Origin of the sequence: Streptomyces sp. NPDC005784 (assembly GCF_042871525.1) — a bacterium.
GTDB lineage: Bacteria > Actinomycetota > Actinomycetes > Streptomycetales > Streptomycetaceae > Streptomyces.
Genome location: NZ_JBIAIQ010000001.1, coordinates 322,951 through 337,343, shown reverse-complemented (window position 1 = coordinate 337,343; position 14,393 = coordinate 322,951). Strand labels below are relative to the sequence as shown.

Sequence of the window (14,393 nt, the reverse complement as noted above, 5' to 3'; positions counted from 1 at the left end):
TGCGGTTCTTGCCCGGTACGGCGGCCGGTCCCCATAATCCGCACCAGCTTGGCAGGGGCATGCCATAAGGCGATTCCTGTGCGCCTGCCCTGCGGACAACCCCCCACGAAAGGAAGCGCGTTGAAGTCTCTCAAGAAGCTCGGCGTGATCAGAAGGCTGCTCGCCGTCGGCGCGGTCGTACTCGCCGCCGTGTCCCTCCAGCCGCTGTCCGCACACGCCGCACCCGCACCCGTCGTCGGCGGAACACGGGCCGCCCAGGGCGAGTTCCCGTTCATGGTCCGCCTCTCCATGGGCTGCGGCGGCGCCCTCTACACCAAGAGCATCGTCCTGACCGCCGCGCACTGCGTGAACGGCTCCGGCACCAACACCTCCATCACCGCCACCGCGGGCGTCGTGGACCTGCAGAGCGGCAGCGCCGTCAAGGTCAAGTCGACCAAGGTGCTCCAGGCCCCCGGCTACACCGGCAAGGGCAAGGACTGGGCCCTCATCAAACTCGCCAAGCCCATCGAGCAGCCCACCCTGAAGATCGCCACCAACACCGCCTACAACAACGGCGACTTCACCGTCGCCGGGTGGGGTGCCACCCGCGAGGGCGGCGGGCAGCAGCGCTACCTGCTCAAGGCCACCGTCCCCTTCGTCGACGACACCGCCTGTCAGCAGGCGTACGGCAGCGACCTCGTCCCCAGTGACGAGATCTGCGCCGGATTCGTCGCCCGGGGCGGCGTCGACACCTGCCAGGGCGACTCCGGCGGCCCCATGTTCCGCAAGGACGACACGGGCGCCTACATCCAGGTCGGGATCGTCAGCTGGGGCCAGGGCTGCGCGGAGCCCGGATACCCCGGCGTGTACAGCGAGGTCTCGACCTTCGCCGCCGACATAGCCAGGGCGGCCGCCGGCCTGTGACCTTGCCGGTCGCACCAGCACCAGCACCAGCACCAGCACCAGCAGCACCAGCACCAGCACCAGCAGCACCAGCACCAACATCAGCAACAGCGGCGCCCGCGACCCTGGTCGCGGGCGCCCGCCGTGGCGCCACGCGGCACCACGGGCCGCCGCGCCAGGAGGACGTGGACGGCCCATGCGGAGTCTGCGGCAACCCGTGGGGAGCAGAGGCCCACGTCGAGCTGCGGGGGCGCGCGGACGGCCCATGGGGAGCGCATGAGGGCGCGCGATGCCCCGCGGGGAGCGCGCGGGGAGCGTGCGGGCGTCTGTGGGGAACGCGCGGGGGAGTGTGCGGGCGTCTGTGGGAACGCGCGGGGGAGTGTGCGGGCGTCTGTGGGAACGCGCGGGGGAGCGTGCGGGCGTCTGTGGGAACGCGCGGGGGGGCGTGCGGGCGTGTGCGGGGGAGCGTGCAGGCGTCTGCGAGGGACGCCGGGGAGGCTGCGGGCGTCTACGAGGAAAGCCGGGGAGCCTGCGGGCGTCTGCGGGGAACGCCGGGGAAGCGTGCGGACGGGCTGTGGGAGCCCGGGCGGGCGCGGAAACGAACTCGGCACTCACGCACCGGCGTTGGCATACTCGCTGCCATGACCAGTCGACACCACCCGCCCGTCACCGCGTCGTTGCTGATCGGCGCCAAGGACGATGTCCTGCAACAGCGGCTCGACGACGAACTCACCGCCTTCAACGCGAAGGCGACCGGTGCCGGAGACCCCGAGCCGGTCTCGGTCCGGGTCACCGACGCCGACGGGGAACTCGTCGGCGGGCTCACCGCCTGGGTGTGGGGCAGCTGCTGCGCCGTCGACATGCTCTGGGTGCGGGCCGACCAGCGCCACGCGGGCTGGGGCAGCAAGCTGCTCCTGGCGGCCGAGGAGGAGAGCGTCCGGCGCGGCTGCACCGAGATGATCGTCTCCTCGTTCACCTTCCAGGCCCCCGACTTCTACCGCGGGCACGGCTACCGCGAGACCGGCCGCACGGACGGCATCCCGGGCGGGCACCAGGACGTGCACTTCCACAAGGCGCTCACCGGCCCACGGCCGTAGGGACCTCCCCTTCGGCGCGTGCCCGCCGGACGGAGCCGCCCATGATCGGACCCCCGCGAGCCACGTAGGGTTGGACGTCATGAGCACCAGCAAGCCCCAGGAAGTCGATCCCGCCGTCAGCACGGAACTCGCCCGGCTGCGCGACAGCATCGACAACATCGACGCGGCCGTCGTGCACATGCTCGCCGAGCGCTTCAAGTGCACCCAGCAGGTCGGCCACCTCAAAGCCGCCCACCAGCTGCCGCCCGCGGACCCCTCCCGCGAGGCCCACCAGATCGCCCGGCTCCGCCGCCTCGCCGAGAACGCCAAGCTGGATCCGGCCTTCGCCGAAAAACTGCTGAATTTCATCATCGCCGAGGTCATCCGGCACCACGAGCGCATCGCGGACGACGCCGGAACCGGCACGGCCGACCCGGGGGAGTGACACCGGGGGTCCGCAGCGGGCATCCTGCGCTGTGCACTCCCGCACACCTCCTGCCCAACACACAACGTCCGTGGGCGCCCTCGAGCACGCCACGACCGTCCTCGTGGGCGAGCACCTCCGTCACCACCACGGGCCCGCGTCGTGCGTCCGTACGGGCATAAGCTGGTATGTCCAAACGAGGGGACGTCGGGCCATGCCGTCGGATGCCAAGATCCTCATCGTCGACGACCACGAGGGCACCCTGTACGCCCTGGAGAGCGCCCTGGCCCCGCTCGGCTACCGGGTCGTGCGGGCCACCGGCGGCGACGAGGCGCTCAAGGAAGTCCTGCGCGGCCAGGTCGCCCTGCTCCTCCTCGACGTGCGCATGCCCGGCGTCAGCGGCCTCGACGTCGTCCGCTACATGCGGCGCCTGGAGCAGACCCAGCACATCCCCGTCATCCTGCTCACCGGCTTCGGCCCGGACGCCGGACTCACCGCCACCGCCTTCGCCCTCGGTGTCGCCGACCTCCTCATGAAACCGGTCGACCCCTGGGCCCTGCGCACCAAGGTCCGCTACCTGTACGAAGCCCAGCGTCGCCACCAGGCCCTCGAAGCGGAACTGCGCGAACTGCGTGCCCTCGTCAAGGAACACCCCCCGGACCCGGCCCTCGCACACCCCGAGGGACGCATCCCAGGCCGCCGCCGGTCCGAGCGGGACCCGCACGATCCGGAAGCGAACCGACTGGAACAGGGCCGCACGCCGTAACCACAGCCCGTGAACGGGGGGCAACAAAACGCACATACCGGACCACCCCTGTGTCCTGCCTGCGGCATCGGGCAGCATGTTCCCATGTCCGTACTGACGCGCGACGAAGCGCAGACCCGTGCCAAGCTCCTCGACGTCCACCACTACGGGATCGAACTCGATCTGACAGGAGGGGACGACACCTTCGACTCCCTGACCGTCATCCGGTTCACCACCCGCACCGCCGCGGACACCTTCGTCGAGCTGAAGCCCGCCGAACTGCGCTCCGTCACCCTCGACGGCCGGCCCCTCGACCCCGAGACCCTCGACGAGAACCGGCTGCCCCTCAAGGGCCTCACCGCCGGTGAACACGAACTGCGCGTCGACGCGAGCATGCGCTACTCCCGCACCGGGGAGGGCATGCACCGCTTCACCGACCCCACCGACGGCGAGACCTACGTCTACACCCAGCTGTTCATGGAAGACGTCCAGCGCGTCTTCGCCGCCTTCGACCAGCCCGACCTCAAGTCCGTCTTCGAACTCTCCGTCACCGCCCCCGAGGGCTGGACCGTCCTCGCCAACGGCATCACCGAACACCTCGGCGACGGCCACTGGAAAGCCGCCCCCACCCCCCTCGTCTCCACCTACCTCGTCGCCGTCGCCGCCGGCCCCTGGCACTCCGTACGCACCGAGCACCGCGGCCTCCCCTTCGGCCTCCACTGCCGCCGCTCCCTCGCCCCGTACCTGGACACCGACGCCGACGAGATCCTCGACATCACCCGCGCCTGCTTCGACCGCTACCACGAGAAGTTCGCCGAGCCCTACCCCTTCGACTCCTACGACCAGGCGTTCGTCCCCGAATTCAACGCCGGCGCCATGGAGAACCCCGGACTCGTCACCTTCCGCGACGAGTTCATCTACCGCTCCGCCGTCACCGACACCGAGCGGCAGACCCGCGCCATGGTCATCGCCCACGAAATGGCCCACATGTGGTTCGGCGACCTCGTCACCCTGCGCTGGTGGGACGACATCTGGCTCAACGAGTCCTTCGCCGAGTACATGGGCTACCAGACCCTCACCGAAGCCACCCGCTTCACCGACACCTGGGTCGACTTCGGCGTCGCCCGCAAATCCTGGGGCTACGACGCCGACCAGCGCCCCTCCACCCACCCCGTCGCACCCGACCCGGACGCCGTCCCCGACACCGCGTCCGCCATGCTCAACTTCGACGGCATCTCCTACGCCAAGGGCGCCTCCGCACTGCGCCAACTCGTGGCCTGGCTCGGCGAGAAGGACTTCCTCGCCGGCATCAACACCCACTTCGCCCGCCACAAGTTCGCCAACGCCACCCTCGCCGACTTCATCGACAACCTCGCCTCCGCCACCGAACGCGACGTCCACGCCTGGGCCGACGCCTGGCTGCGCACCACCGGCGTCGACACCCTCAGGCCCGAGATCACCGAAGCCGACGGCCAATGGCACCTCACCGTCGACCACCAGGGCAGCCGCCCCCACCGCATCGCCGTCGGCGCCTACGACACCGTCCCCGGCGAGGACAACCGGCTGATCCTGCGCGACCGCTTCGAACTCGACGTCCCCCAGGGCGACTCCGCCGGACCCCGCCCCGGCCGCCGCCCCGACCTGCTCCTCCTCAACGACGGCGACCTCACCTACGCCAAGGTCCGCTTCGACCCCAAGTCCTTCCGGACCGTACGAGCCGCCCTCTCCGGCCTCCCCGACCCCCTCACCCGGGCCGTCGTCTGGAACGCCCTCCGCGACGCCGTACGCGACGGCGAACTGCCCGCCATGGCCTACATCGAAGCCGCCCGCACCCACCTGCCGCACGAGACCGACCTCGCCCTCGTCCAGGGCATCCTGTCCTTCGCGACCGCCCACGTCGCCGACCGCTACCTGCGCCCCGAGCAGCGGCCCACCGCCCTCGCCACTCTCACCGACCTGTGCCGCGACCTCATCCGCCGCACCGAGGACGGCTCCCAACCCGGCCTGCGCCTCACCGCCGTACGCCACCTCATCGACGTCGCCGCCCACCCCGACACCATCAGCGCCTGGTTCTCCGAGGGCACCGTCCCCGGCGGCCCCGAACTCGACCCCGAGCTGCGCTGGCGCATCCTCGGCCGGCTCTCCGTCCTCGGCGCCGTCGACGACGCCGTGATCGACGCCGAACTCGTCCAGGACCCCAGCGCCACCGGCCAGGAAGGCGCCGCCCGCTGCCGCGCCGCGCTGCCCGACCCACAGGCCAAACGCGCCGCCTGGGACGCCATGTTCGCCACCGACGACCTCTCCAACTACCTGTTCACCGCCACCGCCCAAGGCTTCTGGCAGCCCGAACAGACCGACCTCGTCCGCGAGTACGTCGAGCGCTACTGGCCCGACGCCGTGGCCGTCGCCGAGCGACGCGGCCCCGCCATGGCCGAAGCCGCCGGCCGCTGGGCCTTCCCCGCCTACGCCGTCGCCCCCGAGACCCTCGACCTCGGCGAGACCTGCCTCCGCGACGCCGCCCCCATCCCAGCCCTGCGCCGCAAACTCGCCGACCAACTCGACGACCTCGCACGGGCGTTGCGGGTGAGGCAGGCCTAGAAACCGCCCCGCACACCCCGGACCCGAACCCGAACGCCGGAGAGCTGCTCCCCAGCCCCCGGCGTTCGGGGAAGCCGACCTGGTGCCGGCCCCTCCCACACATTTCCTCCGTACGGCAGTACCCCCGCCGGGGCCGAATCGTTGTCCTTGGCGGGCGCACCTGCCCAAAACGCGTACACGCCGGGAAAGACCCCGCCGCGCGTCCACCGGAGGACACCCATGAGCACGCCGCCCCTCGCCTCAGGACCCGAAGGCCCCGACGCGCTACGGCCGTTGCTCGACACCGTCCTCCACGCACTCGCCGAAGGCACCGCCGCACGCGGAGGACCCCTCCCCGCCGGAGGACCCGAACACGTCGCCAGCCGCCTGCGCGCCGCCCTCGGCGACCCCCTGCCCCACCACGGCAGCGCCGACGCCCTGCACACCCTCGTACGCGCCCTCGCCGAAGGCGCCGCCGACCCCGCAGACCCCCTGTGCGCCGCCCACCTGCACTGCCCACCCCTCGCCGTCGCCACCGCCGCCGACCTCGCCGCCTCCGCCCTCAACCCCTCCCTCGACTCCTGGGACCAGGCCCCCGCCGCCTCCGAACTCGAAACACTCCTCACCCAGACCCTCGCCCACCAGGTCTACGGCACCCGGGGCGACGCCCTCGTCACCACCGGCGGCACCGAGTCCAACCAACTCGCCCTCCTCCTCGCCCGCGAGAGGCACAACGGCGTCCAACTCGTCTGCGGAGAAGGCGCCCACCACTCCCTCCACCGCGCCACCTGGCTCCTCGGCCTCCCCGAACCCGTCGTCGTCCCCGCACCCGCCGGCACCCTCGACCCCGCCGCCCTCGACAGCGCCCTCACCGACCTGCGCGGCCCCCTCCTCGTCGCCGCCACCGCCGGCACCACCGACGCCGGACTCATCGACCCACTGCCCGACATCGCCGAACTCTGCGCCACCCACGGCGCCCGCCTCCACATCGACGCCGCCTACGGCGGAGGCCTCCTCTTCAGCGACCGGCACCGCACCAAACTCGACGGACTCGCCCGCGCCGACACCGTCACCCTCGACCTGCACAAACTCGGCTGGCAGCCCGCCGCCGCCGGACTCCTCGCCGTACGCGACCCAGCCGACCTCACCCCACTCGGACACCGAGCCGACTACCTCAACGCCGACGACGACACCGAAGCAGGCCTCCCCGACCTCCTCGGCCGCTCCCTGCGCACCACCCGCCGCCCCGACATCCTCAAAATCGCCGTCACCCTCAAAACCCTCGGACGGCACGGCATCGGCGAACTCGTCGACCAGGTCTGCGCCCACGCCCACGAACTCGCCGACCTCATCGCCGCCCACCCCGGCTTCGAGCTCTACGACCGACCGGCCATCAGCACCGTCCTGTTCCGGCCCACCGGCGCCACCGACGACACCGTCGCCGCCGTACGCCGCACCCTCCTCAACGAAGGACGCGCTGTCCTCGGCCGCGCCACCCTCGACGGCCGCCGCTGGCTCAAAGCCACCCTCCTCAACCCCCACACCCGGCCCGGCGACCTGGCCACGCTCCTGAAACTGGTGGAAGGACACACCCCCCAATGAGACCGACACCCCACCCCCAGCGACCCGCCGCCGAAACACCCCGCGACCTGGTGGGCATCGGCATCGGCCCCTTCAACCTCTCCCTCGCCGCCCTCGCCCACCCCCTCACCGAACTCGACGCCGTCTTCTACGAACAACGCCCCGGCTTCGACTGGCACCCCGGCCTCCTCATCGACGGCGCCACCCTCCAAGTCCCCTTCCTCGCCGACCTCGTGACCCTCGCCGACCCCACAAGCCCCTGGTCCTTCCTCAACCACCTCAAGGACCGCGACCGCCTCTTCCCCTTCTACTTCGCCGAGCGCTTCCACATCCAACGCGCCGAATACGACGCCTACTGCCGCTGGGTCGCCGACAACCTCCCCGGACTCCGCTTCGCCCACCAGGTCGACGCCGTCCGCTGGAACCCCGAATACGACCTCTTCGAAGTCGACTTCACCCAACTCGACACCAACGGCGAAGCACAGGCCCTCGGCCGCACCCACACCCGCAACATCGTCCTCGGCGTCGGCACCGCCCCCCACATCCCCGAACCACTCAAACCACTCGTCGAAGCCCCCGGCGTGCCCGTCATCCACGCCGCCGACTACCTCAAACACCGCGACCAGTTCCTCACCGCCGAACACATCACCGTCATCGGCGCCGGCCAGTCAGGCGCCGAAGTCTTCCTCGACCTCCTGCGCAACCGCCCCACCGGAAAAGAAAAGATCCACTGGCTCGCCCGCACCGAAGCCTTCGCACCCATGGAGTACTCCAAACTCGGCCTCGAACACTTCACCCCCGACTACACCCGCTACTTCCACGCCCTCACCGAACCCGTCCGCGACCGGCTCGTCGCCGCCCAATGGCAACTCCACAAAGGCATCGACGCCGACACCATCGCCGCCATCCACGACGAGCTCTACCGCCGCTCCCTCCACGGCGACTGGCCCGACGCCGTCCTCACCCCCGCCGTCACCGTCCGCACCGCCGGACGCATCGCCACCACCAAGATCGAACTCCACCTCGAACACGGCCAACAGGGCACCCGCTCCCGCCTCACCACCAACGCCGTCGTCCTCGCCACCGGCTACCGCGAACGCCCCATCGCCCCACTCCTCGCCGGACTCGACCCCTACCTCCGCCGCGACAACGCCGAACGCCCCGACATCGACAACCAGTTCCGCCTGATCCTCGACCCCGCCGTCACCGGCCGCGTCTACGTCCAGAACGCCGAACTCCACACCCACGGCGTCGGCGCCCCCGACCTCGGCCTCGCCGCCTGGCGAAGCGCCACCATCCTCAACTCCCTCACCGGCAAGGACCCCTACCCCCTCCCCGGCCGAACCGCCTTCACCACCTTCGGCCTCGAACAAACCCCCCGCGTCCCGAACGCCCGCCAGGGCCAGGAAACCCGGACACTCAAACCCCTCGTCCCCCTGATCCCCCTGGTCGAAGGAAGATGAAGAACCGGCGGGAGACGCCAGAGACGCCAGAGACGGCGAGACGGCAGAGACGGCGGCCTGAACGCCCATAAGGCCGAGTGCCCGCAGACCCGGCGCTCGCCCGCCCGCACACCCAGCGGGCTCGCACACCCGCAGACCCGGCGCGCTCGCACACCCGTGAGGCCGAATCCGCAGGCCCCGAACGGCAAACGGCGCCGACGCGAAAAACCGCGCCGACGCCGTGAAACCGAACCCGCCCCGCCCTAGAACACAGGCGAACCGTCCCGCGTCAACCTCCAGTCCACCGAAGCGAACTCCTTCGGGTCCAGCGAGCCCTTCGCCGTCACCCACTCCGCGATCCGCGTCCGGATCTCCGTCGACTCCGACCACACCTCGGTCGCCGAAGCGACATGCGGGAACGCACCGCCGCCATTCGCACGGTAGTTGTTCACCGCGAACACGAACTGCTGCGCATCATCCAGCGCCGCACCCTTGTACGTCAGATTCTTGATCCGCGAACCCTCCGCCTGCGCGATGTCGATGTCGTACTGAAGCCCCGACACATAGTCGTAGTTGTAGTCCGGACGGTTGTTCGCGTTCGTCAGCTTCTCCGTGTCGACCACCGCACCCGCGGCCGTCTGCACGAAGTAGTTCGCCGAATACTCCAGGTACGCCCGCACCTGCGCACCCGACAACACCTTCGCCACCAGCGTGTTGTCGTACACATACAGACTCGACAGATCCCGGATCGTCACATCCCCCGCCGGAATCTCCGACGTCCGCGAGAACGGCGACGCCTGCGCGATCACCGGCAACGACGCGTACTGCGTCCCCACCAGCGCCGCCCGGACCACATCCTCCTGAACCCTGGTGATCAGATCGATGATCGGCGCGTCCTTGTACCGCGCCTCCACCGTCGTCAGCGTGTCCGTCGCCGTACCGACCACCTGGTTGACGTACGCCACCACCACATCGTGCTCGTCCTTCAGCAGCCGCGTGATCCTCGGGTCGTCCGCCACCGAGTTCGTGTTGCGCACCGACGCCGCCACCGACTCGACCGCCCAGCGACCCTTCTCGAAGACCAGCTCGAAGTCGAACACCGACATCCGCTCCGCGTACGCCAGCGGCTCCGACAACACCACCGTCTTCCCCGACGCCGTGTTCGTGACCTTCAACTCCGGGATCTCCAGATGCGCGTGACCCACCAGGATCGCGTCGATCCCCGGCACCTGCTGAGCCACCAGCGCCGCCGAGTTCTCCACATACGGCACCTGGTCACCGTACGAAGAAGTCCCCGACGCACCCGAATGCGCCGACACGACCACCACGTCCGCACCCATCGACCGCAGCTTCGGCACCCACTTCGCCGCCTGCTCCTCAAGCCCCGGGAACGTCAACTTCCCCTGCACATAAGCCTTGTCCCAGATCGCGATACCCGGGTTCGTCAGACCCAGCACCGCCACCTTCACCGGCGGAGCGCCATGAACGTGGAACTCCTTCATGAAATACGGAGGGAACGCCGGCTTCAGCGTCTTCGCGTCCAGCGCGTTCGCCCCCAGCAACGGGAAACGACACTGCGACTCGAACTTCCGCAACGTCTCGATGCCGTAGTTGAACTCGTGGTTCCCGAGCGCCACCGCGTCATAGCCGATCGCGTTCATCGCCTGCGCCATCGGGTGCACCGGACCACCCTTGGCGGTGATCGGATCCACCTTCGCGTAGTAGTACGTCAGCGGAGTGCCCTGGATCGTGTCACCGGCGTCGATGAGCAGCGTGTTGCAACGGCCCCTCTCCGCACGGAGGTTGTTCACCAGCGTCGAGATCCGCGCCAGACCCTGCGCGTTGCCCGCCTTGTCCGAGTATTCCGCGTTCTTGAAGTAGTCCCAGTTGAAGACGTGACCGTGCAGATCGGTCGTCCCCATCACCGTCAGCGCATACCGCTTCACCGGCCTGGAACCCCCCTTCACCTCCGCCGCGTGCGCCACCGGAGCCGCGGCCGCACCCGCGAGCGCCACCCCCGCACCCGTAACAGCGGACTTCTTCAGGAACTTCCGGCGGTTCAACGGCATGTCTCGAACTCCTCGGGAATAGGTCAACGACGCGCGTAGATTCTGACCCAACACCCGCCCCCGCAAAAGACCCTGGAGGTTTCCATCTCATGACCCGACGGCATCACGCACCACCCGCCCAGTGACAGAGTGGGACGTATGACCCCCAACGCCGCCCCCACCACCCAGCAGAACCCACCCGCCGTCCCCTACGGCACCCCCGACACACCCCGCATCGCCGTCCGAGGCGAAGCCCACCTCGAAGTCGAACCGGAAATCGCCCGCATCGGCATCACCGTCACCGCCCGCGGCAAAGACCGCCGCGAAGCACTCGCCGACCTCACCCGCCGCAACGCCCTCGCCCTCGACCTCGTCAAAACCTACGGCGACGCCGTCGAACACCTCGAAACCGGCGCCTTCACCATCAGCCCCGAACTCGGCCGGCACGGCCGCGGAGAACGCGTCCGCACCCACCACGGCCACGTCCACATCACCGCCGAACTGAACGACTTCACCGCACTCGGCGAACTCACCACCGCCCTCGCCGACCTCGACCTCACCCGAGTCGACGGCCCCTGGTGGTCCCTCCGCCCCACCTCACCCGCCCACCGCACCGCACGCCGGCAAGCCGTCCGCGAAGCCGTCCAACGCGCCCGCGAATACGCCGAAGCCCTCGACACCACCCTCACCGCCCTCGTCGAACTCGCCGACATCGGCGCCGAAGACACCCACCGCAACGCCTACACCGCCCAAGCCACCCGCTCCCTGCGCGCAGCCGCCCCCGGAGCGGGATCCTTCGAGGACGAACCCGCCCCCCTCGACCTCGAACCCCAACGCCAACACGTCCACGCCCAGGTCAACGCCCGCTTCACCATGGCACCGCCACGGCTCTAGCCGCCCATGAAAACATCACGGAAAGTCACTCGCCGACTCTGCCGCGCACCCACCGCACAGCCGGACGGATACTGGACGGACGCGGACAGATAAATGCACCGGACGCACCGGGAACCGTGCTGCTCATCGGAGCACCCCGGCGCACAATTCAACAGTTGTCAATAACCCTTCACGCAAAGGTTGTTGAGTAGTCATGCGCGACGAATTCTCTACCGACCGGTAAGGCCTAGGCTCGAATCATGCGCCGAGCAAAAATCGTCTGCACCCTGGGCCCCGCCACCGACTCGTACGACCAGATCAAAGCCCTGGTCGAAGCCGGAATGGACGTAGCCCGCTTCAACCTCAGCCACGGCACCCACGCCGACCACGAGGAGCGCTACCGACACGTGCGAAAGGCCTCCGACGAGACCGGCCGCAGCGTCGGAATCCTCGGCGACCTTCAAGGCCCGAAGATCCGACTCGGCCGCTTCACCGAAGGCCCCGTACTCCTTGAACGCGGAGACACCTTCACCATCACCGTCGAAGAAGGCGCCGAAGGAGACCGCGACCACTGCGGAACCACCTACGACGGACTGGCAGCCGACGTCACTCCCGGTGAACGCATCCTCGTCGACGACGGAAAAGTCTGCCTCGAAGTCACCGCCGTCGACGGCCCCCGCGTCCACACCGCCGTCATCGAAGGCGGCATGGTCTCCGACCACAAAGGCCTCAACCTCCCCGGCGTCGCCGTCTCCGTCCCCGCCCTCTCCGACAAGGACGAGGACGACCTCCGCTGGGCCCTCCGAACCGGCTTCGACGTCATCGCCCTCTCCTTCGTCAGAAGCGGCAAGGACATCCAGGAAGTCCACCGCATCATGGACGAAGAAGGCCGCCGCCTCCCCGTCATCGCCAAGGTCGAAAAACCCCAGGCCGTCGACAACATCGACGACATCGTCGCCGCCTTCGACGGCATCATGGTCGCCCGCGGCGACCTCGGCGTCGAAATGCCCCTGGAGCAGGTCCCGATCGTCCAGAAGCGCGCCATCAAACTCGCCAAACGCAACGCCAAGCCGGTCATCGTCGCCACCCAGATGCTCGACTCGATGATCGAGAACTCCCGCCCCACCCGCGCCGAAGCCTCCGACGTCGCCAACGCCGTCATCGACGGCACCGACGCCGTCATGCTCTCCGGCGAGACCAGCGTCGGCAAATACCCCATCGAGACCGTCAGGACGATGAGCCGCATCGTCGAAGCGGCCGAGGAGGACATCCTCGGCAAGGGCCTCCCGCCCCTCACCGAACGCAACAAACCCCGCACCCAGGGCGGCGCCGTCGCCCGCGCCGCAGCCGAAATGGGCGACTTCCTCGGAGCGAAGTTCCTCGTCGCCTTCACCCAGTCCGGCGACACCGTCCGCCGGCTCTCCCGCTACCGCTCCCCGATCCCCCTCCTCGCCTTCACCCCCACCCCCGCCACCCGCTCCCAACTCAACCTCACCTGGGGCGTCGAGACCTTCCTCGGCCCCCACGTCGACTCCACCGACGCCATGGTCGACCAGGTCGACGAACTCCTCCTCAAATACGGCCGCTGCGCCAAGGGCGACATCGTCGTGATCACGGCGGGCTCCCCGCCCGGAGTCACCGGCTCCACCAACCTGGTCCGCGTCCACCACGTCGGCGAGGACGACAGCCCGAAGTAGCCGGCGGGGCCTTCTCCGCCGCCGGTCAGTACTTGGGGCCGACGTGGGTGTCGAGGAGGGCTACTGAAGCCTTCTTGGCGACCGAGATGTTGTACGGGTTCCCGTGGCGGGTGCAGTGGGTCCAGTCGATGCCGAGCTTGTCCAGGGTGTCCGTGAAGAGCTGCCGGATGTCGTCCGAGACATTGGTGAAGAAGTACCGGGGGTACTCGTAGCGCTTGCGCTCACCGCCGACGAGCCGGGTCGTCCAGTTGGTGATGCGACAACCGTCGGAGTGGATCAGCCTCCGGACGAACTCCCAGGGGTGGGCGTCAACGATTTCCTGCTGCCAAGGTTCGAGGACGATCGGGCGCTCGTGCTTCCTGCCGGGGCCGTGCTGAGGGAACAGGCAGGGCAGGTGCTTCGAGTAGACCTTCACGTTGCGGCAGCCTGTCTTGCGAACGCGGCAGACGGAGTTGTCGGGGAAGACGGCGCGCATGACTTGCTCGCAGTCGTCCATCAGACCGGGCCATGAGGCGCAACAGCTGATCATGAGGTTGGGTACGCGGTGCTCGGAGTATTGACTGATGTGGCCGTCGCCCAGATACAGCCCCAGCAAGTAGCTGTAGGCGGGAGCGTCCAGCTCTCGACCGTGGCAGCGGGGGCACTTCGGGTCATGCTTTCCGGGGCATTCGCCCCGCTTCGCGCGATCCAGGTGCTTCCAGTAGCCAATCGTGCCTAGCGGAACGCCGAAGCGTCGCGCCACGTCCGCATTCCGAGCGCCGTCGCGGAGCAGGGTGAGGGCCTGCTGTCGCACTTCAGTTCCATGAGTGTTCACGTAAACACCGTGCGTCACTGATCGCTACCGTGTGCAGCAAAAAGCGGAGGTTCACGGGAACGTGGACCTCCGCTTTGCGGCGAACTGTGCCGGGTGCGGGATTCGAACCCGCAAGCCCTCTCAGGCAGAGGTGTTTGAGACCTCCGTGTATACCCTTCCACCAACCCGGCGTGAGTGGCTCTGCGGAAGCATACCGGGTCATCGCGGTCCGCCGCCGCTAGGTAGTCTTCTTAA

11 protein-coding genes and 1 tRNA gene are annotated in these 14,393 nt (G+C 69.1%); 9 read left to right on the top strand and 3 right to left on the bottom strand.

Annotated features, from left to right (window positions below; genetic code table 11):
• Positions 1-120: 120 nt before the first annotated feature.
• From ACFYR3_RS01480 to ACFYR3_RS01450, 7 genes are all read left to right on the top strand, one after another.
• On the top strand, positions 121-903 hold the full coding sequence (locus ACFYR3_RS01480; protein ID WP_356781874.1) for a serine protease: 783 nt from the start codon (positions 121-123) through the stop codon (positions 901-903).
• 620 nt (positions 904-1,523) lie between these two features.
• Positions 1,524-1,979 carry a GNAT family N-acetyltransferase gene (locus tag ACFYR3_RS01475; protein ID WP_355855617.1) on the top strand — a complete coding sequence of 152 codons (456 nt, stop codon included), beginning with the start codon at positions 1,524-1,526 and terminating at the stop codon, positions 1,977-1,979.
• A 79-nt stretch (positions 1,980-2,058) separates the two neighbouring features.
• Positions 2,059-2,403 (top strand): chorismate mutase, encoded by a 345-nt coding sequence (locus ACFYR3_RS01470; protein WP_356781877.1) that lies wholly within the window; start codon positions 2,059-2,061, stop codon positions 2,401-2,403.
• A gap of 193 nt (positions 2,404-2,596) precedes the next feature.
• Positions 2,597-3,148 (top strand): response regulator, encoded by a 552-nt coding sequence (locus ACFYR3_RS01465; protein WP_355855612.1) that lies wholly within the window; start codon positions 2,597-2,599, stop codon positions 3,146-3,148.
• Between the two features lie 84 nt (positions 3,149-3,232).
• Entirely contained in the window at positions 3,233-5,725 is a 2,493-nt protein-coding gene (gene pepN / locus ACFYR3_RS01460; RefSeq protein ID WP_355855609.1) for an aminopeptidase N, read from the top strand.
• A gap of 219 nt (positions 5,726-5,944) precedes the next feature.
• Positions 5,945-7,306: an aminotransferase class V-fold PLP-dependent enzyme gene (locus ACFYR3_RS01455; protein WP_355855606.1), complete on the top strand. Its 1,362-nt coding sequence runs from the start codon at positions 5,945-5,947 to the stop codon at positions 7,304-7,306.
• Entirely contained in the window at positions 7,303-8,748 is a 1,446-nt protein-coding gene (locus ACFYR3_RS01450) for a lysine N(6)-hydroxylase/L-ornithine N(5)-oxygenase family protein (protein ID WP_389280973.1), read from the top strand. Before ACFYR3_RS01455 ends, ACFYR3_RS01450 begins: the two co-directional genes overlap by 4 nt.
• A gap of 242 nt (positions 8,749-8,990) precedes the next feature.
• Here ACFYR3_RS01450 and ACFYR3_RS01445 read toward each other — a convergent pair whose 3' ends face one another.
• A complete protein-coding gene (locus ACFYR3_RS01445) occupies positions 8,991-10,796 on the bottom strand; it encodes a 5'-nucleotidase C-terminal domain-containing protein (protein ID WP_355855600.1) in 1,806 nt (601 codons plus the stop codon).
• Between the two features lie 138 nt (positions 10,797-10,934).
• On the opposite strand from ACFYR3_RS01445, the gene ACFYR3_RS01440 reads away from it, so the two are divergent.
• Both ACFYR3_RS01440 and pyk read left to right on the top strand, forming a co-directional pair.
• The gene (locus ACFYR3_RS01440; RefSeq protein ID WP_356781882.1) at positions 10,935-11,669 is read left to right on the top strand and encodes an SIMPL domain-containing protein; all 735 of its coding nucleotides are present in this window, start codon (positions 10,935-10,937) and stop codon (positions 11,667-11,669) included.
• A 239-nt stretch (positions 11,670-11,908) separates the two neighbouring features.
• Positions 11,909-13,345: a pyruvate kinase gene (pyk, locus tag ACFYR3_RS01435; RefSeq protein WP_389280971.1), complete on the top strand. Its 1,437-nt coding sequence runs from the start codon at positions 11,909-11,911 to the stop codon at positions 13,343-13,345.
• 25 nt (positions 13,346-13,370) lie between these two features.
• On the opposite strand, the gene ACFYR3_RS01430 is transcribed toward pyk, so the two are convergent.
• Positions 13,371-14,159 (bottom strand): helix-turn-helix domain-containing protein, encoded by a 789-nt coding sequence (locus tag ACFYR3_RS01430; protein ID WP_389280969.1) that lies wholly within the window; start codon positions 14,157-14,159, stop codon positions 13,371-13,373.
• Between the two features lie 87 nt (positions 14,160-14,246).
• A tRNA-Leu gene (locus tag ACFYR3_RS01425) sits at positions 14,247-14,329 on the bottom strand.
• Between the last annotated feature and the right edge of the window lie 64 nt (positions 14,330-14,393).